Raw genomic sequence first — 25,672 nt, 5'->3', positions numbered from 1 at the left:
CAATTTTATCAAATGTAAGAAATGCAGTCTCTTAGGCAGAGACCAGCATGCCCTTGTTTTGCGCCAGTTCGCGCATGCGCAGCTGCAGCTTTTCAAAGGCGCGGACCTCAATTTGACGGATCCGCTCACGGCTGACGTCGTACTGACCGGACAGGTCTTCGAGCGTCACAGCCTGATCTTGCAGACGGCGCTGGATCAGAATGTCCTTTTCACGGTCGTTCAGCACATCCATCGCCTCGGCCAAGAGTTCGCGACGGGCTTCAAGCTCGTCTCGCGCCTCATAGTCTGCCGCCTGATCCGCATCTTCGTCCTCAAGCCAATCCTGCCACTGCATGGTGCCTTCGCCCTCAGAGCCGACGGTCGCGTTCAAAGACGCATCACCGCCAGAGAGGCGTCGGTTCATGGAAATGACCTCATCTTCTGTCACGCCAAGATCATGAGCGATCTGCGCGACGTTCTCGGGACGCATATCGCCCTCTTCCAAGGCGCCAATACGGGCTTTCGCCTTACGCAGGTTGAAAAACAGCTTTTTCTGCGCGCTGGTTGTGCCCAGCTTCACCAAGGACCACGAACGCAGGATATATTCCTGAATGCTCGCGCGGATCCACCACATCGCATAGGTCGCCAAACGGAAGCCCTTTTCAGGGTCAAACCGCTTAACAGCCTGCATAAGGCCCACATTGGCCTCAGAGATCACTTCGGCCTGTGGCAACCCATAGCCGCGATAGCCCATGGCGATTTTCGCCGCGAGACGCAGGTGGCTTGTGACCATTTTATGCGCTGCAGCCGTGTCTTCTTTTTCGACCCAGGCTTTGGCCAGCATATACTCTTCTTCCGGTTCCAAGAGCGGGAATTTGCGGATTTCCTGCATATACCGGTTGAGACCGCCTTCCGGCGTCGGCGCTGGCAAGTTTGCGTAGTTGCTCATGTCCTGTCCCCTTCAATGTTTAAACGCTTAACATCCAGATAGGTACGGCTGTCACGCGTTTCAAGCGGGTTAGAGTGAAATTCTTTAGAGAGTATGAACGCACGGCTGGTTAACTTGGAAGTCACGGGCGTGTGTGCTCACACAGACGTGCAATATGTGTCATTTGGGGGCGCATAAGGAAAGCGAAACTTCCATGCATTAACGCATATCGCTTGTGCGCATTTTACACATCAGTGGGTTTTGTAAGCCGCCATACAGGCGGAATGTTTCAATCTTTTGGTTGTGACAATGCCTTAATAAGGGCTGTCATATCGCCCGGAATGGGCGCTTCAAAGCGCATCGCATCGCCCGTGACCGGATGCTCAAAACCCAAAACGGCCGCATGCAAGGCCTGACGGTCAAAGTTGCGCGCCGCCTGGATGCCCTGTTGGCTAAGCGCCTTTTCCGAGAGCTTGCGCTTGCCACCATAGGTCGGGTCTCCGATCAGAGAATGACCTGCGTGGGTCAGATGAACACGGATCTGATGCGTGCGACCGGTTTCCAGCCAGCATTCCACCATCGAGGCAACTTCGGGCGTGCCATAGGTCTCGACGATCCGAGACCGAGTCACCGCGTGACGCCCGCCCTCAAACAACACCGCTTGTTTCTGGCGATCAGTTTTGTGGCGCGCCAGTTGGGTGGTGATTTTCATGATATTGCCAGACTCAAAATTCACACCGCGCACGCCGCGCAGGCGCGGATCATTGGCGTCAGGCACACCATAAACGACCGCGCGATAATACCGCTCAACGGTGTGCTTCTCAAATTGCTTGGCGAGCCCATGATGCGCGCGATCCGATTTCGCGACCACCAAAAGCCCCGAGGTCTCTTTGTCGATCCGGTGCACGATGCCCGGACGCTTTTCGCCACCGACGCCTGACAATGTATCCCCGCAATGATGCAAGAGTGCATTCACCAAGGTGCCACTGGGCGTGCCCGGCGCGGGATGCACCACCATGCCGGCGGGTTTGTTAATCACGATCAGATCGTCATCTTCAAAGATGACCTCAAGCGGGATGTCTTCTGGGCCAATATGGCTCTCGTCCGCCACCGGCACCGTGATTTCCACCTCGGCACCCTCGGCGATCTTGCCCTTGGGATCCGTCGCCACCGCGCCATTTACCAGAACAGCCCCCTGCTCCATCAGCCGCGCCAACCGCGTCCGGCTCAGCGCAGCTTCTGCTGGCACATCGCGCGCCAAGGCCTTATCAAGACGCGCAGGCGGATTTTCCGCGATCTGAAATGTAACGCGAGCAGACGACATGGATGACACTCCTGAACCGGTCGAACCGGCCAACCTGCGGTTTCTGCGCCAGCTGATCACAGTGCTGACAGTGGTGATGATTGGCGGGCTTGTAGTCGTGGTCGGCCTGCTTGTCACCCGTTTCTATAGTTCAGGTCCTGAGATGCCAAAAAGCATCGAGCTGCCCGACGGCTCAGAGGCAACGGCCTTTACGCGTGGTGACACATGGTACGCGGTTGTGACATCAGACAATGAGATCCTGATCTTTGACGCCATGACAGGGCAGCTCAAGCAAACGATCGAAATCAAGTAGGGGCTTTGCCCCTCGGCCTAGCAGCCTTCACCCCAGAGTATTTTTCGCAAGATGAATGCGGTTTTTCTCTTGCCAGAAATATCCCCGCCGGAGGCATTTCACCTTTCGACAGGCGCAATGTTCAATTTTGAGAGAAATGGTACCGCCTCCCCGGCTCGAACGGGGGACCTCTTGATCCACAATCAAGCGCTCTAACCTACTGAGCTAAGGCGGCACGTTGGTGACGGCTGACTTAGGCTGTTCGCTTAAGAGCGTCAAGCCGCATTTAGATCATTCTCTGCGGTTTTTTACCACGGCGATCAGTGCCAGCCCCAATCCCACAGCCGCAAGGACCTGCGGGGTGATGACGTTCACCAGAACCGAGATATTGGCGATGACAGAGATCACGAAATCGCCGGATTGCTCTCCCAACAGCAGATAGACCAAAACCACAAAGCCAAGAAAAACGAATCCCGTCTCGGTGACCTGTCGAAAGACGCGTTGCACAGAGGTTAGAAAGTCGGAAAATCTGGTCATGGCATTGGCCCTTTTTGGTGGGTGCTATTGGGAGAGCGAGAGGTCAGCCTCTAAACAGCCAGAGCACAACACCCAGCGAGATCAGACCCGCCAGACCAGCACTACCTAGCTGTGAGACCAGTGCGGTGATATTGCCAACGACATCCCCCAGGAATGCCATGTTGGATGGGCCAACCAAAAGCGACGCCACGATCGCCAGCGCCAAAAGCGCGATGCCGATCTCTGTTAAGGCGCCAATGGCCTTCTTCGCATTATCTAACATTGTTAGTCCCTCTTTTGTTTTCCGCGGCAGCAAGTTTGGTCACGCATTGCAGCGGAGGTTCCGTGTGACCGCGTCAAATTGTCGTAGGCGGATTTCCGCTGGGTCAACAAAATATTGGGGTATTTGCCTATATTTTGTGCATTTTGAAATTTTTACGGCATATTTTGCGGTATTTCGGAAGAAAATTACGCTGCAATCGCGAAATCTCGAGAGTTATCCACAAGCACGAATCGTTCGCAGATGACCCGCGCGTCAGCTTCCACTCCCTCAAAAAGGCGAATATCGCTGCCTCGCGACCCCAGAAACTCGGCGTAGCGCTATTGAAGCGACGGTGTGAATGCACGATAGTGCGGCGCGCAGCGACGATCGAAAAGGACTTTGCACCCGATGGGCATCAACACAGAACGCGACATGGAAGCAAACCTCCAAATCGGCCCAACCGATCAGGGTTTCGTGCGGATCTTCATTGAGGCAGGCGGTGTTGAGATCCCGATGGATTTTGACCCTGAAGAAGCGGAAGAAATCGCAGAAGAGATCCGGGCAGCCGCCGAGACAGCGCGCAAACTTTCCAAATAATCAGCTGTCGTCCGGCAAAGGCGCCAAGCGCGGATCGCGATAGCGTTGCAATCTACGCGCGGAATCCATCGCGAATTTCTGGATGACTTTCTTGCGGCGTGCAGGGGCCAGTTTGTCTTCGGGCGCCATGCGAACGATTTCCGCGTCATAGGCATCCGCAATAATCAAACCAGTTTCCGCAGGCAGTAAGTCGGTAGGAAACTCAGTATCCACCGCCCAGAAATAGCGGTCACACCACTCCAGATAACCTTCCCATTTGCTGTCACTCTGAAAATCCGCGCGGCTGGATTTACATTCGATTACCCAAAGCTCGCCTTTCGGGCCCAGCGCCATGACATCCACGCGTTTGCCCCGCTCTGGCACAAACTCCTCAAGCCCCACAAAGCCCAGCGCCCGCAGATGCCGCGACACACCACGTGCCAAAAGCTGCCCTGGTTGCAGATCTGTGTCGGTCAGAATACCCATTCCGCGAATGTGAACAATTCGTGAACAAAAATCAACCCACCTTGCGCAGCACGGTGCAAAGCCCTAGGTAGACGCTTGGCGGGTTCTGCCCTTCTCGTGATACGGTTGCATTCCGGTGGCCTTAAGCAATTCCGAGGGAGCTGGCTCTGTTTGGATCCTGGTCCACTTACCTGGCGCCCACCTGTATATACAGGTCCTCGGGAATGAGATAACCCCACGGCTGCGATTGCGGGCCCGCCACTCTTGCTTTGGACATGCTGGCATGGTCATCTGCGCGAAAACAGCAGGCGCAGATATGACCACATTTATCAAACTTACAATCGCAAGTTCCCTCCTTTTTCTAGTAGGCTGCGGCGTCCCCTTGGTGCCCGGCATCTAAGCTTGCACAACAAAGCCCCCTCCTCCTAAGCTCGCCGCAAGTTCAGGAGGCAGCCCATGACCGACATCAAAGATTTTGCCCGAGCGGACGTCCTCGCGCGGATGCCGGAATACTCAAAATGGTGCCGCCAAATCTGGGATTATGGTGAGACCGCCTGGCGCGAATATCAATCTGCGGCCTTCTATGTAGACCTCCTGCGGCGCGAAGGCTTTGACGTCGAAGAGGCCAGCGCGGGCATGCCAACAGCCTTTTGCGCCACATGGTCCAACGGCGACGGCCCCACAATCGGGGGCTACGCCGAATACGACGGCATCCCCGGCAACTGCCAAGCGGCAGAGCCGCGGAAGGCCCCGCGCGCAGGCCTGTCTGAACATGCCGGAGGCCACACAGATCCACACTCTGCCCTCGGCATCTCGTCCCTCGCAGGGTTTCTCGCCACCAAAGCCACGATGGAGAGACACAACATCCCGGGCCGGCTCAAGTTCTTCGGCGAGCCCGCTGAGAAACTGCGCGGCTCCAAACCACTGCATGCCGCAGCGGGTTATTACGACGATCTCGACGCAGCGCTGTCGTTCCACCCCTTCTATATGGCCCCACTCTGCAACACCGTGCGCTGGGACACCCATTGCGGCGCGGCCTATGGGGTGATCTATGAATTCACCTGCGAGGAACCGGAAACTTGGATGACCAGTGACGACGGCTCGCCCATTCCCGCCAGCCACGCCTCAGCTCGTGCCCCCGGCGCGACAGATGCGATGGTGCAGATGTACTCCAACGCCAAAGCCCTGCGCGAACACATCATGGCCGCGGGTCAAAGCTGGTCGATGAATGAAACCATCCTCTCCCACGGCCAGGCGACGGCGGATAATATCCCCGCCCAAATCGCGCAGATCCAATATTTCATCCGCATCTCAGAAATCAGCGACGCGGATCACATTGTCGCGGGCCTCGACCATATCGCCGAACAGGCCGCCAAGCTCTGCCACTGCACATGGCGCAAACACTGGGTCGCCAAATCACGCCCCGGTCTCGCAAACCACGCGCTCGCCCAAGCCACCTACGCCAATCTTGAAAAAGTCGGCGCGCCGCAATGGGGAGAGAACGCCAAAGCCTTTGCCCGCCAGATCCAGTCAAACCTTGGCATGGAGCCCATGGCCGAGCCCTTCTCGCCGATGATCTCTACTCTCACGCCCCCTCAAGAAGCCGAGGCCAAACTCCGCGAAATCCTACCGCCCAGCCAGAAAAACTTCACCTCAGACGACTACACCGAATACTGCTGGCACGCCCCAACGGTGCGCCTCTATATCGGTCGCCCTGCCCTTGCGGCTCCCAAAGGCACAGCCTATCCCGCCTGGGCCATGAACGCTATGGGCGGAGACCCCGCCTGCATCGACCCCATGATCGAATGCGCAGCCCAAACGCTGGCCATGACCGCGCTGGACTGCCTCACCGACCCAAACCTACTCTCCAAAGCCACCGAGGAATTCAACCAGCGCACTGGCGGAGGCATTGGCGGCACCGACTGGATCGCACCACTTGCCGATTACGCGCCGCCCATCAACTTCAAATGGCCCGAATATGTCACTACAGACCGTGGTCGCGACTGGGTGATCCCAACGCGCTAGCCCGCACATTTCATCTTGCTAAAGCGTTTTGCGCGAAACTTGACTAAGAGTTTGGCGCAAAACGCTCGGAACCCAAAAATGTAGTGGGTGTTTCGAAATCAACCAGAATCTCTAGTTAATCTCGAAACGCTTTAAAAATACTCAAATCCCACGTTCCGCCCCACAGGACACACTCGCTGCTTTCCCTCACCCAAAGCATCCGCTAAACACGCGTCGATACACGACACGACCGTATGCAGGATCATCATCATGGCGATGGAAAAAACCTTTAACGCAGCCGAGGCCGAAAGCCGCCTGTTCACCGCTTGGGAAGAGGCAGGATGCTTCAAAGCCGGCGCGAACGCAAAGCCCGAAGCGTCCACCTATTGCATCATGATCCCGCCGCCCAATGTCACCGGCGTTCTGCACATGGGGCACGCGTTCAACAACACGCTGCAAGACATCCTGATCCGCTGGAAACGTATGCAGGGCTTTGACACGCTCTGGCAGCCCGGCACCGACCACGCAGGCATCGCCACACAGATGGTCGTGGAACGCCAACTTGCCGAAACAGGCAACGCGGGCCGCCGTGAACTCGGCCGCGAAAAGTTCCTCGACAAGGTTTGGGAGTGGAAAGCCCAATCCGGCGGCACCATCATCAACCAACTCAAACGCCTCGGCGCGAGCTGTGATTTCGACCGCACCGCCTTCACCATGTCTGGCGCCCCCGGAGCGCCAGCGGACGAGGCCGACGGCAATTTCCATGACGCGGTCATCAAGGTCTTTGTCGAGATGTACAACAAGGGCCTGATCTATCGCGGCAAACGCCTCGTAAACTGGGACCCGCATTTTGAAACCGCGATTTCCGATCTCGAAGTCGAGAACATCGAGACCCCGGGCCATATGTGGCACTTCAAATACCCGCTCGCGGGTGGCGCGACCTACACTTACGTCGAGAAAGACGAAGACGGGAATGTCACGCTCGAAGAAGAACGCGACTATATCTCCATCGCCACCACGCGCCCTGAAACCATGCTGGGTGATGGTGCCGTCGCGGTGCACCCAAGCGACGAACGTTATGCGCCTATTGTGGGCCAGCTCTGCGAGATCCCAGTCGGCCCCAAAGAGCACCGACGCTTGATCCCGATCATCACCGATGAATACCCGGATCCCGACTTCGGCTCGGGCGCGGTGAAAATCACCGGCGCGCATGATTTCAACGACTACCAAGTCGCCAAACGCGGCGGCATCCCGATGTATCGCCTGATGGACACCAAAGGCGCAATGCGGGCAGATGGTGCGCCTTACTCGGAAGAGGCTGGCAAAGCGCAAGCCCACGCGAAAGGTGCCGAGTTTACCGAAAACGAAGTCGACGCGATCAACCTGGTGCCGGACGATATCCGTGGCCTTGACCGCTTTGAGGCCCGCAAACTGGTGGTGCAGCAAATCACCGACGAAGGCCTCGCGGTTATGACCACTCGTGAAACCGGCGTCGAGTGGGACGATGGAACCAAAGAAACTGAAACCGTGCCCATGGTCGAAAACAAACCGATCATGCAGCCCTTTGGCGACCGCTCCAAAGTCGTCATCGAGCCTATGCTGACCGACCAATGGTTCGTGGACGCTGAAAAGGTCGTCGGCCCGGCGCTGGAGGCTGTGAAGGGCGGCAAGGTTAAAATCCTGCCGGAAAGCGGCGAGAAAACCTATTATCACTGGCTGGAGAACATCGAGCCTTGGTGTATTTCACGCCAGCTTTGGTGGGGTCATCAGATTCCGGTTTGGTTTGACGCCGAAGGCAACCAATATTGCGCAGCGACAGAGGCTGAGGCGCAGGCGCAAGCCGGCGAAGGTGTCGTTCTGACCCGCGACCCCGACGTCCTAGACACCTGGTTCTCCTCCGGCCTCTGGCCCATCGGCACGCTCGGCTGGCCGAATTGGTCTGAGGACACCTCAAAATACTTCCCGACCTCCACGCTGGTCACCGGACAAGACATCCTCTTCTTCTGGGTCGCCCGCATGATGATGATGCAGCTCGCCGTAGTCGACGATATCCCCTTTGACACCGTCTACCTCCACGGCCTGGTGCGCGATGCCAAGGGCAAGAAGATGTCCAAATCCACCGGCAACGTCATGGATCCGCTCGATATCATCGACGAATACGGCGCCGACGCCCTGCGCTTCAGCTCTGCCGCCATGGCCGCGCTGGGTGGCGTTCTGAAACTCGACATGAAACGCATCGAGGGCTACCGGAACTTCGGTACCAAGCTCTGGAACGCCGTCCGTTTTGCCGAGATGAACGAAGTCTACGCAAACGGCGCGCCATCCCGCGAGATCCCGAACGCCAGCGCCACTGTCAACCAATGGATCATCGGCGAAGTTGCCAAGACCCGCGAGACCGTGGACGCGGCTCTCGAAGGCTTCCGCTTCAATGACGCTGCCAACGCGCTCTATGCCTTCACCTGGGGCAAGGTCTGTGACTGGTATGTGGAATTTGCCAAGCCGCTCTTGAACAGCGACGACGACGCCATCAAAGCCGAAACCCGTGCCACCATGGGCTGGGTGCTGGATCAATGTATGATCCTGCTTCACCCCATCATGCCCTTCATCACCGAAGAGCTCTGGGGCCAGACCGCGACCCGCGACGGCATGCTCGTCCACGAAGACTGGCCGACCTATGGCACGGACCTCGTGAATGCGGATGCCGACCGCGAGATGAACTGGGTGATCCAAACCATCGAGGCCACCCGCTCCACCCGCGCGCAAATGAACGTGCCTGCAGGCGCGAAAATCCCCATGGTCGTCACCGAGATCACCGAAACAAACGACGCGGCCTTCACCGCCAATGAAGCGCTTATCTTCAAACTAGCCCGCGTGGAAAGCCTGACGAAAGTCGACGCCTTCCCCAAAGGCACAGCCACCATCGCCGTGGACGGCGCGACCTTCGGCCTGCCGCTCGAAGGCGTCATCGATGTCGCCGCCGAAAAGGCACGCCTTGAAAAGTCGCTCGGCAAACTGGCCAAAGAACTCGGAGGCCTCAGAGGCCGCCTGAACAACCCCAAATTCGTGGCTTCCGCCCCCGAAGAGGTTGTCACCGAGGCCAAAGCCAACCTACAGGCCCGCGAAGAAGAAGAGAGCAAACTCAAGGACGCTCTCAGCCGCCTCGCCGAACTCGACTAACTCAGAAACGCCCGCCTCACCGCGGGCGTTTTTTACATTTCTGCACAGATCGCCCTGCGTGAGCGCCATTTGCATTGCTGACGCTAGCCGATAGACCTTCGCCAAGACGAAAGGCGTTCTTTATGGCAAAATCCCCCTTCCTCAGCACCCGCGCGACGATCTATCTGGGTGGCGTCACCGCGATCTCTGCAATTGCGACAGATATCTTCTTGCCCGCCACAGGCGTCATCGCCCGCGACTATCAGGTGGCCGACTCCCAAGGCGCCTTGCTGATCGGGGCTTACCTGCTGGCCTATGGCGTCGGCCAACTCTTCTGGGGTCTTTTCTCGGACGCCTATGGCCGCAAATTCGCACTGCAACTGTCTTTGGTTGCCTTTGCCATCACCAGCTTCGCCTGTGCGCTTGCGCCAAGCTTTACCTGGCTCGTAGTCCTGCGCACGCTGCAAGGCCTCTCTGCAGGAGCCCCCGTCATCTGCCGCGCCATGGTGCGCGACGCGGCAACCGGCAACCGTGCCGGACGCATCCTCGCGGTCTTGGGCGCCGTCCTCACGGTCTCGACCATGATCGCCCCAATCATCGGATCGGGTCTTTTGATCCTTTTTGCCTGGCCCGCGATCTTCTATGCGCTCGCGCTGTTTTCGCTGGGCTACATCCTCTATACCGCGCGCTACATCCCCGACACGGATGCCGAACGTCGCCCAGAACGCCTGAGCCTCTCATTCATCATTCCCAACGCCCGCCGTCTCTTTGGTATGCGCGCCTTTTCAGTCCCGATGATCCAGGGCGGCTTTGTATTCGCGGGCTATGCCGGCATGCTTTCTATGGGCGCGATCCTCACCGAGGCAGCCTATGGCGTGGACCCCGAAGCCTTCGGAGCGCTTTTCGCCTTTGCGGCCCTCGCCAATACTGCGGGAGCCCTGCTTACGCGACGCTTGCTTGGCAGTCATGACTTGGCCCGCGTGAACCGCCTTGCCATCGCCATGACTGGGATCGCGGCTTTGGCTTGCTTTGCGCTCGTCTTTGTCACGCCCACTCTTTCGGTGTTCTGGGCTGTGATCTGCCTCTATGTCTTTGCCTTTGGTATGATCCTTCCCACGTCAAACACGATGGCAATGGATCCGGCCGGAGACATGCCAGGCTTTGCAGCCTCGCTGATCGGATCCATTCAGGTGTCTCTTGGCGCCGTCGGATCTGCCATTGCCGCCATTATCTTCACCGGAAGCCACCACACGATCCCGATCCTCATGGCCACCTTCGGAGCTCTTGCGGTCGCCACAAGCCTACTGCCTGCGAAGCCTGCAAAGAGCTAATTCATCTTGCCCAAAATACTTTGGGGGAATTGGCCGACAGGCCAAGGCGGCAAAGCCCCGTCCCTCAGAACTTCGGCGCGCGTTTCTGCATATTGGCCATGACGACTTCCATCTGCTCAGGCTTGCCAATCAAGCTGGCCTGAGCGCGGCTTTCTTCCAGCAAAACCTCACCCTCAGAGGCCCCACTCTCTGCGAATGCCACCAAAGCCTTCGCAGTGCGGATCGCTGTTGGGCTTTTCCCTGCGATCTCGCGAGCCAATTCCATTGCCCGCGCCAGGGGATCGGTGGTGACCTCTGTCACCAGCCCCATGCGTTGTGCGTCTTCGACCTCGATAGGGGCTGCCGTATAAATCAGTTTCCGCATCTCATCAGAGCGCATCAGCGTGGGCAAAAGCGCCATGCCGCCCATGTCGGGCACCAAGCCCCATTTCATCTCCATCACCGCAAGTTTCGTTGCCGGTGTCGCAATGCGCATATCCGCACCCAGAGCAATCTGCATGCCGCCCCCGAAACAGACCCCGTGAACCGCCGCAATCACCGGCACCTCAATGTCGCGCCAGACGGTGCAGACCCTTTGAAACAGGTTGGACTGCCCAAACTCTCGCGGCACCAAAAGCGCCTCGGGGTCTTTGCCCGCAAAGCCAGCAAAACTCATGACGTCGAGCCCCGCGCAAAAGGCATCGCCCTCGCCTGACACCACCACAGCTCGAACGTCGCGATTACCGATCAGCCCTTCACCGGCCTCAACAATCGCCTCCAGCATCGCCTGATCCAGCGCGTTCATCTTGTCGCCGCGGGTCAGGGTGACATGAGCGATATGATCAGAAACTTCGACAGAAACGCGGGACATGGGAACCTCCTAAAACTCTACCAACTATCTGAGGATTTTTTCCGCAAGACTAGGCAAACGTCGCGGCAAGCCCTTGTCGATTGCCCCGCAATCCGCTTTTCTCGCAGCATGAGTAGACCACGCTATACCGATCTCGTCGCAAGCCTTCCCGCGACTGTGCCCTTTGTTGGCCCCGAAACCCAGGAACGCGCCATGGGCCGACCTTTTGCTGCGCGTCTTGGCGCAAACGAAAATATTTTCGGGCCCAGTCCCAAGGCCATCGCGGCCATGGCGAACGCCGCGGAAGAGATCTGGATGTATGGCGATCCCGAGAACCATGATCTGCGCCATGCTTTGGCAGCTTTTCACACGGTCTCGCCCGACAACATAGTGGTCGGAGAAGGCATCGACGGGCTGCTCGGATATCTTGTGCGCCTGTTGATTGGTCAAGGCGATGCCGTGGTAACCTCGCTCGGTGCCTATCCGACCTTCAATTATCACGTCGCAGGATTTGGCGGCACGCTACATACCGTGCCCTACCTGAACGACCACGAAGACCTGCCCGCCCTGATCGCCAAAGCGCAAGAAACGCAGGCCAAACTGATCTATTTCGCCAATCCCGACAACCCGATGGGCACATGGCAGAAGGGCGAAGACATTGCAGCCCAGCTTGACCAGATCCCCGACGGCTGCCTTTTGGTTTTGGACGAAGCCTATGTCGAACTTGCCCCCGAAGGCACCGAAGCCGTCTATGATGTGGAGCACCCAAAAGTCATCCGCATGCGCACCTTTTCAAAGGGTTATGGGATGGCAGGCGCCCGCGTTGGCTATGCCATGGGCGCGAAGGACTTGATCAAGAGCTTTGACAAGATCCGCAATCATTTCGGCATGAACCGCGCCAGTCAGGCCGCCGCACTGGCAGCTTTGGAGGATCAAGGCTGGCTGTCTCAAACCCGCCAAAAGGTGACCGAAGCGCGTGCCACAATCGCAGAGATCGCGCGTGCAAACGGACTGACCGCCCTGCCCTCGGCCACAAATTTCGTTGCCATCGACTGCCATCGCGACGGAGACTACGCCAAGGCCCTTCTCGCGGCGCTCGTGGCGCGCGGTATTTTTGTGCGGATGCCGTTTGTCTCCCCTCAGGACCGGTGCATCCGCCTTAGCTGTGGACGTCCCGAGGATTTAGAACATGTCGCCAAAGCCCTGCCCGAGGCGATTAAGTCACTCTCGTAGGGCTCACGAAAAGGTGGTCTCGCATTAAGGCAAAACTGAGCTACACTTTATCTTAAGAGGACAAGCCAAGGATTGCCCCATGAAGGGCCCGATGACATCAGCTCCGGATTATCGCGTCGCCTGCCTGTGGATGGGTTTCGTGAATTTGCTCATGGTCTTTGTGACCATCTGGGCGGTCTGGGGTCTGGTCGCGGTTGGCATGCTCGCCTATGCGATAAACCTGTGCATCACCCGCCTCGCCTGGCGCAAAGCCCAGCGAGACGCGGTCTATGTGAAACGCTAAGCGCCCTCAGCCACGACCCGCGCCGCCGCCGAAAGCCCGCCCGCACCATGCGGGATGCCCAGGGCAATCATGCCGGCCTCAACCGTGCCCAACATGCCCAGTACCATATGCGCATTGAGATGCCCCATATGACCAAAGCGGAAGAACCCTTCGCCTTTGGGGTCCTCCTCGGTAGACATGCCCAAGCCAATGCCAAGCGTCACGCCGGCTTTTTCTTCAAGCCACGCCCGCAGCTCAGCCCCGGCAGGCGCGCCAACATGCGCCGCTGTCACAGCGCAGGACCGATGGGCAGGATCTTTGATATTCAAAGCCATTGGTCCTGCTTCGGCCCACGCATCCACAGCCGCCCAAATCGCGCGCGCGAGAACTTCATGGCGATGCCAAACCGCCTCCATGCCTTCTTCCAGCAACATATCCAGCGCTTCCCGTAGCCCATAAAGATGATGGGTCGGGGCCGTGCCGCCGAAATATTGATAAAACGCCTCTGGATATGCCCGTGGTTTCCAGTCCCAATAGCCACTGACATAAGTTAGGCGATCGCGCACCGCCGCCGCACGGTCGTTAAAAAACACAAAGCCCACACCCGGTGGCACCATCATACCTTTCTGGCTGGCGGCGATCATCAGATCCACCCCCATGGCGTCCATCTCAAAGCGGTCACACCCCAAAGAGGCGATGCAATCCACCCCCAAAAGCGCAGGATGATCGCAGGTATCCAAGACGTCGCGCAAGGCGCGCGGGTTTGTCTTGATCGAGCTTGAGGTATCCACATGCGTGATCAGCACCGCTTTGATCTGGTGGTCTTTATCCGCCTCGAGCCGCGTCTTGATCTGCGCCATGTCCATGGGTTCAAGATGCGGAAAGGGCATCAGCTCAACCTCGGCCCCGATACTCTTTGCCATCTCTGCCCAGCCTTCGCCAAAACGGCCCACAGAGGGCACAAGCACCTTGTCTCCAGCGCCCAGAAGGTTACGCAGAGCCGCTTCCCAGACACCATGACCATTAGCGATATAAATCGCGGCATTGTGCTGGGTCCCGGCGACAACTTTCAAGTCACGTACGATGGTCTCAGTGATCGCGACCAACTCACCCGCATAAATATTGGGAGCAGCGCGATGCATAGCGCGCAACACGCGATCCGGCATCACCGAAGGGCCGGGAATGGCCAAATACGACCGGCCGTTAGACAGACTCATGAAGGGACCTCTTACTCTTATGAGGCGACACTACGCCCTTGCTCTGAAAGGTCAATCTCTTGCCAGCGGGGGCAAGACTCTCTACATCACAGCGCAGTCAGGCCTTACGTGGGCCGTCCCTGAAAGAGAACCCATGTCACTGACGCCACCTGAATTTGGCAATCCGAAATCGCATTTGAAGAATGGATCGCAAGCGCATACGATCATCGGGCGCTCCAGACAGCGTTCAAAAACGGGGCCTCGTTCACCGCGTGACTGACAAGACCGAAAAGACCGCAGGATCTGCGCCCGAAGAAGGCGAGAGCAGCCGCGTCCTTTTGGGCTGGCTTTGGCGCAATTTCCTCCGCAAACACTTTGTTTTTCTGCTTTTGGCGCTGGTCTTCATGATCATCGAAGGTTCTATGTTAGGGGCATTGGCCCGCATGATGCAGCCAATGTTTGATAACGTCTTTGTTGCGGGCGACACCGAGGCTCTCAGTTGGGTCGGACTTGTTATTATGGGCGTTTTTGTCGCCCGCGCGCTCTCATCTATTGGTCAGAAAGTCCTGCTTACCCTGATATCGCAACGGACAGCCGCAGATCTACGCACCCGACTTCTAGACAAGCTCATGCGTCAGGACATGTCTTTTCACCAACAGCATCCACCTGGCTATCTGATCCAGAGACTGCAGACAGACGTCATGCAGATCAATACTGTCTGGAATACAGTTCTAACCGGTGCTGGACGTGATTTCATTGGTCTTTTGGTCCTCTTGGGCGTTGCCGTCAGTGTGGACTGGCGTTGGACGCTCGTCGCTTGCATCGGTACGCCGGTTTTGGTTCTTCCCTCCGCTCTGGTGCAGAGGTTCGTGCGCCGCCGCGCCCGCGAGGCACGCGATCTTGGTGCACGCCTCGCCACGCGTCTGGACGAGATCTTTCATGGCATCATTCCGGTCAAACTGAACCGCCTCGAAGATTACCAGTCCCGCCAATTCCGAGAGCTCACCGGGTCTTTGGTCACCACCGAAGTGCGCTCCGCCACGGGCGCCGCGACCATTCCAGGCCTGATCGACATCATGGCAGGCCTGGGTTTCCTTGGCGTCTTGTTTTATGGCGGCTCTGAAATCATCGCCGGTGAAAAGACCATTGGCGAGTTCATGACGTTCTTCACGGCGCTTGGCTTCGCCTTCGAACCTTTGCGCCGTCTTGGCGCGATCAGCGGGCAATGGCAGGTGGCCGCTGCATCAATTGAACGTTTGCGCGAGTTGCTCGAGGCCGAGCCGACCTTGAAATCACCGCCCAAACCCGTGAAAACCCCAACCAAAGACCTCGCCATTCAGTTTGACGATGTTTACCTCTCCTATGGCGACGCCAAGGTTTTGAACGGCACAAGCTTCACCGCCGAAGCCGGCAAAACCACCGCCATCGTGGGCGCATCCGGCGCGGGCAAATCCACGCTCTTTAACGTGCTGACCCGCCTTGTGGACCCAACCAAAGGCACTGCCCAAATCGGCGGCGTTGCCACCGCGACCATGAGCCTATCCGGCCTGCGCGACCTGTTTTCTGTTGTCAGCCAAGACGCCATGCTGTTTGACGAAACCCTGCGCGAAAATATCCTGCTCGGACGCAGCAACGTTACAGAACGCCAATTGGCGCAGGTGCTGGATGCCGCCCATGTCAGCGACTTCGTCAAGAAACTGCCCGATGGGCTGGAAACCCGCGTGGGTCCCCGAGGCTCAGGCCTCTCTGGAGGTCAACGCCAACGCGTCGTCATCGCCCGCGCGCTTTTGCGCAATACGCCCATCCTATTGCTCGACGAGGCCACCTCTGCGCTCGACGCGCAATCCGAGGTTCTGGTGCAAGAAGCGCTTGATAAACTGTCCAAAGGGCGCACAACTCTGGTCATTGCCCACCGCCTCTCCACTGTGCGCGAAGCCGACAAAATCGTGGTCATGGACAAAGGCCGCGTCGTCGAAGAAGGCACACACGAAGACCTGCTAGCCCAAAACGGTGTCTATGCGGAACTTCATGCTTTGCAATTTGCCTCAGACGGCCCAACCGCCGAAGAACGCGCCCGCCAAGGTACAAGTCGCGGCGAGATCGCAAACCCCGAGGTGAAACAGGGCTTTATCGCGCGTCTCTTGTCGCGCCTGCCAAAGCTTTAGGTTATTTGCGGTAGCTTTCCGCCAAACGGTCCGGCGAAGCCCCTAGGAAGTATCGCAGAAGCGTCATCAGATTGCGTCCGCCTCGTTTGAGCCACCCAGCACGCTCATACCGCTCCCAACTGGTTACAGCCTCGCAGGGCAGCCCCTGCAAGCGTCCACGCAAAGCACGCGCAAGCGCAACATCTTCCATCAAAGGGATCTCTGGGTACCCCCCAGCCGCTCGGTAAGCACTCAGCGGCACCACAAGGCCCTGATCCCCATAAGGCAACCCAAAGACCTGTGAGCGCAGGTTCGCCCAACCAGCGACCCATCTCGGGCCAAACCCGGTGGCATCAAACCGCAATCGAAAATACCCGACCCGCCCGGTTTTCAAATGCGCCGAAACCTTGGCGGACCACCCTGCCTCAAGCAGCGTATCTGCGTGCAAAAACAACAGCCACTCACCCCGAGCGGCCTCTGCCCCACGCGCCAATTGCCCGCCCCGCGAGGCTTTGCCAGAGACGATCACACAGCCCGCCTCATCGGCAATATCCTGCGTCCTGTCGCCAGAGCCACCGTCGCTGACAATCACCTCACGGATCAGCCCAGCCGACAGCCCTTCCATCAACGCCTCAAGCGTTGCGGCCAGTCCTGCCTCGGCATTCAGCGTCGGAATGATGATTGATAACGGAGCGCGCACGTTTCCCTCTTTTGCACGGGCAGGCACTCTCTATATTAACTTTACGAAAAAGAACAGGATCAAGACATGGCAGACGCGCGACATATCCTTCGCATCTCGGGAGGCGATGCAAAATCCTTCCTGCAGGGCCTTGTGACCAATGATGTCGACAAGACAAGCGACGGGCTCGTCTATGCGGCTTTGCTGACACCTCAGGGCAAGTATCTGGCTGATTTCTTTATGCTTGCTGACGGTGAGGACATCCTCATCGACGTAGACGAGAGCCTCGCCGCGCCGCTGAAAATGCGCCTGTCGATGTATAAACTGCGCGCGGATGTTGAGATCACCGATGCGGACCTCTATGTGCATCGCGGCCTTTCTGATGCGCCTGAGGATGGGCATCTGGACCCACGAGACCCTACCCTCGGCTGGCGCGCCTACCGCGATGTAGTGCAAACGGATGACACAACAGACTGGACCAAGCTCTACGTGGCCGCCGAGGTCCCCCAGACAGGCGTTGAGCTGCACTCAGACAGTTACATCCTGGAAATGGGCTTTGAGCGCTTGGGCGGCGTCGATTTCCGCAAAGGCTGCTATGTCGGGCAAGAAGTCACCGCGCGGATGAAACACAAAACCGAGCTGCGGAAAGGTCTGGCCAAAGTAACGGTTTCAGGCCCAGCGGATCCCGGCGATGAGATCACAGCCAATGGCAAACCCGTCGGCACGCTACACAGCCGCGCAGGGAACCAGGCACTGGCCTATCTGCGCTTTGACCGCGCTACCGGAGAGATGCAGGCAGGGGCCGCGAAACTAACGCGCCCTTAGTTTCATCTTGCCAAAAATACTCATGAAAAACCTCCGACGCACGCGCCGGAGGCTTTTTTGTTCACCCAAGCCGCGAATTATGCGCGTTCGGAGTATTCCATAGCGATCGTATCGACCACGATCATCTCGTCCTGCCCCACAAACGGTGGCACCATGACTTTGACGCCATTGTCTAAGATCGCAGGTTTGAAAGAGTTTGCTGCGGTCTGGCCTTTGACAACCGGCTCGGTCTCGACAATCTTGCAGGTCACTTTCTGTGGCACAGTGGCGTTCAACGCTTCTGACTCATAGAACTCGACGACAATCGTCATTCCGTCCTGCAAAAACGGGCGGCGGTCGCCCAGAAGATCGGCTGGTAGCTGGATCTGTTCGTATGTCTCAGTGTCCATAAAGATCAACATACCGTCGTCTTCATACAGGAACTGCTGGTCCTTCTGCTCCAGACGCACGCGTTCGACTTTGTCGGCAGAACGGAAGCGTTCGTTCAGCTTGGATCCATTCCGCAGATTTTTCAGTTCCACCTGCGCAAATGCGCCGCCTTTACCGGGCTTGACGTGGTCGACTTTAACAGCAGCCCAAAGGCCATCGTTATGTTCCAGGACGTTCCCTGGACGGATTTCATTTCCGTTGATTTTAGGCATGTGACAAAACCATGACGAAAGGGTTGATCGGTAGTTCGCAGCACCTATATCTCGCCCTGAAAGACGTGACAAGCACGCGTATATCGTTCTGAGCCATGCGCCCAACGCATAGAAGCTATGCAACTTTGGGGTACCCGAATCGAGTTCGATACGCCATAAGGCACCTCACGCCAAAAACACAAGACCAATAAAACAAAGGACGACGAGATGATCGATTTCGTTGATGGCACTGCTTTTAATAACGAACAGGGCAACCGCTCTCGCAAGCTGTTTGCCGCTGTCGTACTTGCTGCCCTGGATGACGCAATTGCGGATGACAAGAAATACGGGAATGGGCCCGACCAAATCGCCCGCTGGGCGCGCTCTCGCGACGGACGCGAAGTGCTGTCTTGCGCAGGTATTGACCCGAACGAACGTGTGGTCTCTGGCCTGATGGATTTCGTCGGCAAAGGTGTGCGCACCTCTGTTGCTCTGTCCCGCGAGGAAAGCGAACGTCGCAATGCGGCGCTCGAGGCCGAAGCGGCATAAGTACCCTTAAAAAGAACTCAGTGTCAGCGCCTCCTTCGGGGGGCGCTTTTTTCTTGGCCTATCCGAAAAGCACGACGGCCCCAAAAAGCTCCAGCCCAACCAGAGCCACCACGAAGACTGTCCGCCAGCGCCTCCAATCATCTTTGACAATCGCAAACCCGCTCACCGTCGCAAGTGTCGCCGCCACGGGCGCCACATAGCCCGCGTGATGGGCGCGGTCCCAATAGCTGATGGGGCTTTCGTAGATCCAATTGCTCAGCGGCCAGAAATGCGCGCGGCCATCGTCGTGATGTAGCGGCAAATCTAGAACAAGATGCAGGATCGCAGCAGCACATAGCACAATCCCTGCCGCGCTTTGTCGATAGGCGGCAATGCCCAGCAAAATCCCCCAAACAATGAAGGAGTTGTCGATGGAAAAGATCGTCTGCCAAGTCGAGCTAAAGTAAAGCTCTCCGAAGACAACACTTGGCGGGATGTTCAACAGGAACAAAGACGTTCCTGCCATCAGATACAACGAGAGATCCGGCGCCAGACCTCCAAGAATGGCAGCGGCCACCACGCGTGCATCGCCCTTGCGGGCAAAGGCGGCCCAGCCTATCAGGATATGAGCGGGTGTATTCATCGGCAGCCATCCCTCAATACGGCTGCCATGGGATCAGTCCATCTGACGCGATGCAAGCGCGCGATTGATCTCGCGGCGCACCAGTTTGCGCACATTGCGCGTGATGCGTTCTCCCAGCGGGCCCTGCAGTTCCTGACGCACGATTTCGCCGACCAGATCCCGCAGCATCTCTTCGTCCAGAACGGCCTCGTAGGGCGCATCGTCCTGTTTTGGCGCTGACACGACCTCTGCGTCGATCACAGCCTCCGAGGCCGGCTCTTCTGGCTGCACTTCAGCCTCGGCTGCGGGGCGTGCGGTGTCAGCGTTCTGCCCCCACTCAAGCGCCTCAACTTCGGTGCCAGCGTAATCCCCATCGCCGGCGGCTTCGGGATCAAACTCCATCTCGGAATAGCTGCGGACAGATTGCCATTCCACAGCAGGCATGACTTGCGCGTCTTCGACAGTTTCAGCAGTTGCCTCAGGCTCTGGTGCTTCTTCGGTCGCGGCCTCTGGCGCGTCCTCAACGGCCTCTTCAACCTCAGGGGCACTGCCCCGCAGCGCTTCCGCCGAGATCGTCGCACCCTGCGTTGGCGCAGCGGTGTCTGCTCCGGTTTTGGAAAGCGTCAGAACACGTGGCCCTTGTTCTGGCTCAGAGGTGGTTTTCGCCATTTCCTGCGCGACAAGTTCTTCCATCGAGAGGCCAGACGCCTCAGGCGTTTTGGCTTCTTCCTCGACCCTCAAAGACGGCGTCAAAACCAGCTTGTCCACCGCCTCTTGCACAGGCTTTTCAGCCGGAGCAACCGCTTCGGGTTCCGCCATCGTGCGCACATCTTCGGACACAAGCCTGCGAATCGAGGACAGAACGTCCTCTATTTCGTCTTTTTTCAAAGGGTCTGACATTATTGTACCACTCTTGCCTTAGCGGCCAGTGTAGCGCCAGACGCCCTGTGAAACAACAAGAGCCTGTCCGATTATTCCTTGCCGAGCGCCTTGAGCACCTTATCCAGCTGTGCGCCCTGCTTGCTGCGCGACACAGGCGCGGATTTCACAAGGTTATAGTAGGCCTCTGGATCATAACGCTGCACACGCAGGTTCAGGTGATCCACGGTCAAAAGACCCATAGACGCCAAAAGACTGTAAGTCGCTGTATATTCAGCACTTTGTGCGGAAACTGCATTTGCCTTCGCATTCAGCAACTCTTGCTCGGCATTCAGCACATCCAGTGTGGTCCGAGATCCCAAGGACGCCTCTTCGCGCACGCCCTCAAAGGCCACTTCGGCGGCTTTGATTTGTTCCTGGCTTGCCGCGGTCTGAGCGCGTGCGGACAGAACCTGAGCCCAGGCAATGCCGACACCCTGACGGATGTTGTGACGGGTGGCATGCAGCCCACCGCGTGCGGCATCCCGTTGCGCCATCGCCTGACGCAGACGAGAGCTGATGAGGCCACCTTGATAGATGGGACCCGAGGCCGTCACGGACAGAGACCGCGTGTTCGTCGTGGTCGTGCCACGCAAGTCATCGGTGAAACCAAGGTTCGCACTCAGCGAGGTCGACGGACGCATCGCAGCCCGCGCTTGGGCAATCCCCGCCTCTGCGGCGGCAACCTGATATTGCGCGGCCAACATGTCCGGGTGACTGCGGACAGCCAACGAGCTTGCTGCCGATGCAGATGCTGCGGTTGCAGGGAAAGCGCCCGGCGCAGAAAGGGTGCCTGGACGTTTGCCCACAACGGCGGTGTAAATCTCTTGAGACATCATCAGCGTGCCACGCGCTGCGGCCAGCTCAGCCCGCGCGCCAGCCAGACGCGCTTCGGCAGTTGCGACATCGGTACGGGTGATCTCGCCCACCTCGAAACGGTCATTGGCCGCGCGCAGTTCGCGCGTGATGACACGCAGGTTGTTTTCACGCAGCGCCACGATTTCCGTATCACGACGCAGGTTCATATAGGCATCAACCGCCGCCAAGAGCACGTTTTGCTCGATTGAAATCAACTGCTGACGCGTCGCCAGAACGGTCTGCTTTTGCGCCTCGATGCCCGCCTGAGACGCGCCCCAGTCATGCAGAAGCTGAGAAAGGCTAAGCGTGATTGTCGCCGTATTCGACGTCACATTTGTCGTAGAGTTATAGCTATGCGCCGCGGTCGCCGCATAGTTCAGGATCGGCCGCAGAGCCGCATTGGCCTGCGCCACACCTTCGTCAGCGGCCCGCAGCAAAGCGCGGTTTTGATCCAGCAGACCCGAGTGGCTGTAGGCCCCGGCCATAGCATCGGCCAGCGTATCCGCCTTGGCCATGGAAAACGCCATGCTTGCAACCAGAATGCCTGTCGCCGCTTTACCAAAAATACCTTTTACACGCATGAGCGCGTTCCTTCTGCTCGTGTCAATTGCGACCACCCGCCAAAGGCCAATCGCTATGTTAAAGTGCAAACGCCTTTGCGCGCGCAAAATCGCTTAGTACCGGCGCGCCCGCGTTAAAGATCGAGCGCCAGGTGATCTCACCATCCAGCTTGTATCCGATCTGAACGTCGCCCAAAGCGCCGGTCATCCTTACACATGCGATGCGTCCGCCATCTTTCAACTGGTCGAGTAAAGAATTCGGCAATTCTTCGACACCGCCCTGTACCAAAATCACGTCATATGGCCCATGTTCCGCAGCGCCTTCGCCCAGAGGGCCCGCTTGCATCACCACATTGTCCACATTGTGTTCGGACAAAATCGTCTGGGCTTCGTCCACACGCGCCTCAGAATCCTCAACCGAGATCACAGCCTCTGCCATACGCGCAATAACGGCCGAGGAGTACCCCAGGCCTGCTGCCACATCCAAGACCAGCTCGTTCTTCTGAATATCCAACGCATCCAGCATCTTAGCCAAAGTGCGTGGTTCCAGCAGAACCCGTCCATCCCGCATATCGAGGTTCTTGCCCATATAGGCCGCCTCGCGCATGTCCATCGGCACAAATGCCTCGCGCGGAACGGTCAACATTGCTTCGATAATCGGGAATTTGGTGACATCGGAAGGCCGGATCTGGGTATCGACCATTGCAGTGCGACGCGTGGCGTAGTCTGACATTCTAAACTCATCGGTTCATTTCCGTTATCCCCTCTTGCCACATTAAAACTGAGGTCGCAACGACTAGCGCAACAAAAGGCGCGTCTTCGCTCTTGCGGGCGCCTCAGAGTTCAGTTATTGCCCACGACACACCACGGATGGCGAGTTGGCGGAGTGGTGACGCAGCGGATTGCAAATCCGTGTACACCGGTTCGATTCCGGTACTCGCCTCCACTAAACCCGCTTGGGACACCCCACAAAATTAGCGATTTAGCGTTTCAAAGGCGCACGCTTAGGCCGTGAATTGTTTAGAGAATTCTACGAGTTCAATGACAGAGCCAAGCTCTAGCTTTTCCAGAATACGTGCGCGGTGATGGTCGACTGTTCGCGGTGAGATATCCAGAGCGCGACCGATTTCCTTGCTGGCGGTGTTTGACGGGTTCTCCATCATAAACACCGCGATTTCGCGTTCGCGCGACGTGAGGCGGTCAAAACGGGCTTTAGCGTCATTTTGGGCTGACAAAGCCGCGCGCATGTCCAAGTCACGTTCAAAGGCGGTTTGGATACAGGCGACCAGGTCTCCTTGGCGGAACGGTTTTTCCAGGAAATCAACAGCCCCTGCTTTCATCGCCTGAACCGATTCAGGAATACCTCCGTGCCCGGAAATAAAGATGATCGGCAGGGTCAGATTGGTGTCGTTCATCAGAGACTGAAGCTCCAGCCCATTGATCTCGGGCATGCCGTAATCCAACACGAGGCAGCCATGTTCGTTTTGGTACTGATCTAGGAAGGCGCGCGCCGAGTCGAAAGAAACGACTGAAAAGCCGCGTTTTTTCAGCGCGCGGGATAAAGTGCTGCGCACGTCTTCTTCGTCATCAACCAGAAATACTGTTGGGCTATCCATAGGAACCATCCAGCCAAAGCGTCATCGCGTCTTCCTAGTCAATCTGGCGCGGGATCGTAAAGCAGAAGGTCGCGCCCGGCGTGCGGGTTTTGTCGTGCCAAAGTCGCCCGCCGTTTGTTTCCACGATTTTCCGGCTGATGGACAACCCAAGCCCCATGCCATCCTCTTTGCTCGTCTGAAACTGCTTGAACAGCTTTACATCCTCGGACACGCCCGGCCCTGTGTCGGTGACCCTGACTTCAAGCTTGCCGTCTTTGGACATCGTCTGGACCGTCACCTCGCGATCAGCTGCCTTCGCCGCCGAGATCGCTTCCAGCGCGTTGCGGATCAGGTTGATGAGCACCTGCGCGATTTGTACTCGGTTGCCAACCACAATCGGGTCAACGGCCTTCTCATAGACCAGTTTCACCTGATGATCTTCGGCCTCATGGCGCATCAAACGCTTGGCCTGTTCCAGAAGCTCGTTGAAATCGAATTCCGCAGTCTCGCCTTCGTCTTTGCGCACAAACCCCCGCAGCGCGCGCACGACATCGCCGCCTTGGTGGGCCTGTTCATCCAGCTCGCTCAGAATGGCGATCAGATCCTCATTGATGGGCGTATCCTGTTTCGCGGTGGAAAGCGCTGCATCCACGTTCTGAGAAATCGCCGTCAGAGGCTGGCTCAGCTCATGCGCCAATCCGCTGGCCATTTGCCCCATCACATTCACCCGCGAGAAATGCGCCAGGTCTCGGCTGAGTTCTTGGACTTTGGCCTCGGATTCACGACGTTGCGCGATTTCGTCAATCAGGGTTTTGTTGGCTTTACTCAACTCGCGATAGGTGCGCGGCAGAGGCGCTTTTGCTGAGACCTCGCCCTGAGACACCAGAGCAGTCCGCACAGCGAACGCGCGCACGGGGCGCAGGATCAGCTCTGCCAAGGCAAGACCGGCAAGCGCAGTGAAAATGGAAATAATCGCTGCGATTGACGTGTTTCGAGACCTGTTCTCTTTGATTCCGCCGATAAAATCGTCTTCAGGCGCAATCACAGCAACGGTCCAAGGCAGATCGATGCCGGCAAGAGGCGCGAATAGCCCAAGGTATTCTTGCCCTTCATATTCAAAGTTGGACTGCGTGCCAAAATCCTCGGATCCAGCGCCCTCGATATTCAAAAACGCAGCGCGTGAAATCGGGTCCGTCACTTCGTTGATATTGGTGAAACTCAGGGATCCATCCGCGTTTTCAACCTGAATTTGACTTGGGTCGGAATGGGCAAGCAGGCTTCCTGTCTCGCTTAGGATCATAGCAGAGCCGCTTTCGCTGACCCGCAGATCCGAGAGGAACCGCGAGATATCGGAAATCTCGACATCCACGCCCACCACACCCTGCAGACCTTTGCCCGGCAAAACCACCGGCGCGGCGACGGTGATTCCAGGCTGGCGTGAGGAGAAGAAAATATAGGGGTCCGTCCAGATCCGCGCATCCAGCGCCGTCGCCTCTATGTACCAAGGCCGCGTGCGCGCGTCGTATTTGTCCAGCGGATCCTTATCCCGCGCCACAACCTCGTAGTTTGCGGTGCGCCAGATATAGTCGACCTCTCGGATGCCGTTTTTGATCGTGATGAATTTGGTCCGAAATGGCCCGGGCCCTTTGCTCTTCATCACGTAGACAAAGTTACCTTCTTCATCGCCGTAGTTGATGCCCGCGATCTGAGGCTCGGTCTGGAGCAGTTGAAAGAAATAGCGCTCCATGGTCTCGCGGTCTTTGACGCCAACAAGGCCGCTATTCAGGACGCGCCGCGCCTGTTCGGTGGTTTCACCCGCAGGTTCCAGAAAGCGTTTCGTGTGCTCGATCGCATTGGCCCCTGCCCGCTCCATCAAGCCACGCGCATGTTCAAGGATGGCGCGTTCTGAGGACACATAGGAGGTCGTAACCACAAAGAGGATCGCAATAAACTGCAAGCCGGCCAAGCTGATGGCCAGGACGAAGCCCAGC

The 25,672-nt window shown here is 57.7% G+C and carries 25 protein-coding genes and 2 tRNA genes; 11 read left to right on the top strand and 16 right to left on the bottom strand.

Annotated features, from left to right (window positions below):
* Positions 1-31: 31 nt before the first annotated feature.
* Positions 32-928: an RNA polymerase sigma factor RpoH gene (rpoH, locus tag WG622_RS14235; protein WP_339404222.1), complete on the bottom strand. Its 897-nt coding sequence runs from the start codon at positions 926-928 to the stop codon at positions 32-34.
* Between the two features lie 268 nt (positions 929-1,196).
* Positions 1,197-2,231, bottom strand: coding sequence for an RluA family pseudouridine synthase (locus WG622_RS14230; protein ID WP_339404221.1), 1,035 nt, complete (start codon positions 2,229-2,231; stop codon positions 1,197-1,199).
* Between WG622_RS14230 and WG622_RS14225 the strand changes: the two genes are divergently transcribed.
* Positions 2,230-2,523 carry a DUF6476 family protein gene (locus WG622_RS14225; protein WP_339404220.1) on the top strand — a complete coding sequence of 98 codons (294 nt, stop codon included), beginning with the start codon at positions 2,230-2,232 and terminating at the stop codon, positions 2,521-2,523. The two genes, WG622_RS14230 and WG622_RS14225, sit on opposite strands and share 2 nt — an antisense overlap.
* Positions 2,524-2,660: 137 nt before the next feature.
* Here WG622_RS14225 and WG622_RS14220 read toward each other — a convergent pair.
* From WG622_RS14220 to WG622_RS14210, 3 genes are all read right to left on the bottom strand, one after another.
* Positions 2,661-2,737, bottom strand: a tRNA-His gene (locus tag WG622_RS14220).
* Between the two features lie 56 nt (positions 2,738-2,793).
* On the bottom strand, positions 2,794-3,039 hold the full coding sequence (locus tag WG622_RS14215) for a hypothetical protein (RefSeq protein WP_339404219.1): 246 nt from the start codon (positions 3,037-3,039) through the stop codon (positions 2,794-2,796).
* Between the two features lie 43 nt (positions 3,040-3,082).
* Positions 3,083-3,301, bottom strand: coding sequence for a hypothetical protein (locus tag WG622_RS14210; RefSeq protein ID WP_209356923.1), 219 nt, complete (start codon positions 3,299-3,301; stop codon positions 3,083-3,085).
* A gap of 387 nt (positions 3,302-3,688) precedes the next feature.
* On the opposite strand from WG622_RS14210, the gene WG622_RS14205 reads away from it, so the two are divergent.
* The gene (locus WG622_RS14205) at positions 3,689-3,877 is read left to right on the top strand and encodes a DUF6324 family protein (RefSeq protein WP_339404218.1); all 189 of its coding nucleotides are present in this window, start codon (positions 3,689-3,691) and stop codon (positions 3,875-3,877) included.
* On the opposite strand, the gene WG622_RS14200 is transcribed toward WG622_RS14205, so the two are convergent.
* Entirely contained in the window at positions 3,878-4,342 is a 465-nt protein-coding gene (locus tag WG622_RS14200) for an MmcB family DNA repair protein (RefSeq protein WP_209356925.1), read from the bottom strand. It abuts the gene before it with no gap.
* 435 nt (positions 4,343-4,777) lie between these two features.
* Here WG622_RS14200 and WG622_RS14195 point away from each other — a divergent pair, with 435 nt between their 5' ends.
* From WG622_RS14195 to WG622_RS14185, 3 genes are all read left to right on the top strand, one after another.
* Positions 4,778-6,346: a zinc-binding metallopeptidase family protein gene (locus tag WG622_RS14195; RefSeq protein WP_339404217.1), complete on the top strand. Its 1,569-nt coding sequence runs from the start codon at positions 4,778-4,780 to the stop codon at positions 6,344-6,346.
* 249 nt (positions 6,347-6,595) lie between these two features.
* Positions 6,596-9,502 carry a valine--tRNA ligase gene (locus WG622_RS14190; protein WP_339404216.1) on the top strand — a complete coding sequence of 969 codons (2,907 nt, stop codon included), beginning with the start codon at positions 6,596-6,598 and terminating at the stop codon, positions 9,500-9,502.
* Between the two features lie 122 nt (positions 9,503-9,624).
* A complete protein-coding gene (locus WG622_RS14185; RefSeq protein ID WP_339404215.1) occupies positions 9,625-10,812 on the top strand; it encodes an MFS transporter in 1,188 nt (395 codons plus the stop codon).
* Positions 10,813-10,876: 64 nt separating this feature from the next.
* On the opposite strand, the gene WG622_RS14180 is transcribed toward WG622_RS14185, so the two are convergent.
* Positions 10,877-11,662, bottom strand: coding sequence for a crotonase/enoyl-CoA hydratase family protein (locus tag WG622_RS14180; RefSeq protein ID WP_339404214.1), 786 nt, complete (start codon positions 11,660-11,662; stop codon positions 10,877-10,879).
* Positions 11,663-11,770: 108 nt separating this feature from the next.
* Here WG622_RS14180 and WG622_RS14175 point away from each other — a divergent pair, with 108 nt between their 5' ends.
* Both WG622_RS14175 and WG622_RS14170 read left to right on the top strand, forming a co-directional pair.
* Complete coding sequence (locus WG622_RS14175; protein WP_339404213.1) at positions 11,771-12,874, top strand: pyridoxal phosphate-dependent aminotransferase; 1,104 nt, start codon at positions 11,771-11,773, stop codon at positions 12,872-12,874.
* A 79-nt stretch (positions 12,875-12,953) separates the two neighbouring features.
* Positions 12,954-13,157 (top strand): hypothetical protein, encoded by a 204-nt coding sequence (locus tag WG622_RS14170; RefSeq protein WP_339404212.1) that lies wholly within the window; start codon positions 12,954-12,956, stop codon positions 13,155-13,157.
* On the opposite strand, the gene WG622_RS14165 is transcribed toward WG622_RS14170, so the two are convergent.
* Positions 13,154-14,353: a pyridoxal-phosphate-dependent aminotransferase family protein gene (locus tag WG622_RS14165; RefSeq protein WP_339404211.1), complete on the bottom strand. Its 1,200-nt coding sequence runs from the start codon at positions 14,351-14,353 to the stop codon at positions 13,154-13,156. The two genes, WG622_RS14170 and WG622_RS14165, sit on opposite strands and share 4 nt — an antisense overlap.
* Before the next feature lie 251 nt (positions 14,354-14,604).
* Here WG622_RS14165 and WG622_RS14160 point away from each other — a divergent pair, with 251 nt between their 5' ends.
* Positions 14,605-16,497: an ABC transporter ATP-binding protein gene (locus tag WG622_RS14160; protein WP_339404210.1), complete on the top strand. Its 1,893-nt coding sequence runs from the start codon at positions 14,605-14,607 to the stop codon at positions 16,495-16,497.
* 1 nt (position 16,498) lies between these two features.
* Here WG622_RS14160 and WG622_RS14155 read toward each other — a convergent pair whose 3' ends face one another.
* The gene (locus WG622_RS14155; protein ID WP_339404209.1) at positions 16,499-17,176 is read right to left on the bottom strand and encodes a TIGR04283 family arsenosugar biosynthesis glycosyltransferase; all 678 of its coding nucleotides are present in this window, start codon (positions 17,174-17,176) and stop codon (positions 16,499-16,501) included.
* Positions 17,177-17,242: 66 nt separating this feature from the next.
* Here WG622_RS14155 and ygfZ point away from each other — a divergent pair, with 66 nt between their 5' ends.
* Positions 17,243-17,980, top strand: a complete 738-nt coding sequence (gene ygfZ / locus WG622_RS14150; protein ID WP_339404208.1) for a CAF17-like 4Fe-4S cluster assembly/insertion protein YgfZ — start codon at positions 17,243-17,245, stop codon at positions 17,978-17,980.
* 77 nt (positions 17,981-18,057) lie between these two features.
* Here ygfZ and efp read toward each other — a convergent pair whose 3' ends face one another.
* Entirely contained in the window at positions 18,058-18,621 is a 564-nt protein-coding gene (gene efp, locus WG622_RS14145; protein ID WP_209356935.1) for an elongation factor P, read from the bottom strand.
* 207 nt (positions 18,622-18,828) lie between these two features.
* Between efp and WG622_RS14140 the strand changes: the two genes are divergently transcribed.
* Positions 18,829-19,149, top strand: coding sequence for a DUF6280 family protein (locus WG622_RS14140; RefSeq protein ID WP_339404207.1), 321 nt, complete (start codon positions 18,829-18,831; stop codon positions 19,147-19,149).
* Positions 19,150-19,207: 58 nt separating this feature from the next.
* On the opposite strand, the gene WG622_RS14135 is transcribed toward WG622_RS14140, so the two are convergent.
* From WG622_RS14135 to WG622_RS14120, 4 genes are all read right to left on the bottom strand, one after another.
* Complete coding sequence (locus WG622_RS14135; RefSeq protein WP_339404206.1) at positions 19,208-19,771, bottom strand: cobalamin biosynthesis protein CobQ; 564 nt, start codon at positions 19,769-19,771, stop codon at positions 19,208-19,210.
* A 33-nt stretch (positions 19,772-19,804) separates the two neighbouring features.
* On the bottom strand, positions 19,805-20,650 hold the full coding sequence (locus WG622_RS14130) for a hypothetical protein (RefSeq protein ID WP_339404205.1): 846 nt from the start codon (positions 20,648-20,650) through the stop codon (positions 19,805-19,807).
* A gap of 71 nt (positions 20,651-20,721) precedes the next feature.
* A complete protein-coding gene (locus WG622_RS14125) occupies positions 20,722-22,107 on the bottom strand; it encodes a TolC family outer membrane protein (RefSeq protein ID WP_339404204.1) in 1,386 nt (461 codons plus the stop codon).
* Positions 22,108-22,165: 58 nt separating this feature from the next.
* Positions 22,166-22,819: a protein-L-isoaspartate O-methyltransferase family protein gene (locus WG622_RS14120; protein ID WP_339404203.1), complete on the bottom strand. Its 654-nt coding sequence runs from the start codon at positions 22,817-22,819 to the stop codon at positions 22,166-22,168.
* Between the two features lie 139 nt (positions 22,820-22,958).
* Between WG622_RS14120 and WG622_RS14115 the strand changes: the two genes are divergently transcribed.
* Positions 22,959-23,032 (top strand) — tRNA-Cys (locus WG622_RS14115).
* 58 nt (positions 23,033-23,090) lie between these two features.
* Here the strand turns inward: WG622_RS14115 and WG622_RS14110 are convergent.
* Both WG622_RS14110 and WG622_RS14105 read right to left on the bottom strand, forming a co-directional pair.
* Positions 23,091-23,702 carry a response regulator transcription factor gene (locus tag WG622_RS14110; protein ID WP_339404202.1) on the bottom strand — a complete coding sequence of 204 codons (612 nt, stop codon included), beginning with the start codon at positions 23,700-23,702 and terminating at the stop codon, positions 23,091-23,093.
* Positions 23,703-23,736: 34 nt separating this feature from the next.
* Positions 23,737-25,647 carry an ATP-binding protein gene (locus tag WG622_RS14105; RefSeq protein ID WP_339404201.1) on the bottom strand — a complete coding sequence of 637 codons (1,911 nt, stop codon included), beginning with the start codon at positions 25,645-25,647 and terminating at the stop codon, positions 23,737-23,739.
* Between the last annotated feature and the right edge of the window lie 25 nt (positions 25,648-25,672).

The sequence above is a fragment of the Cognatishimia coralii genome, from assembly GCF_037478305.1.
GTDB lineage: Bacteria > Pseudomonadota > Alphaproteobacteria > Rhodobacterales > Rhodobacteraceae > Cognatishimia > Cognatishimia coralii.
The sequence above is the reverse complement of the archived record's forward strand: the minus strand, read 5'-3'. Positions and strand labels throughout refer to the sequence as shown.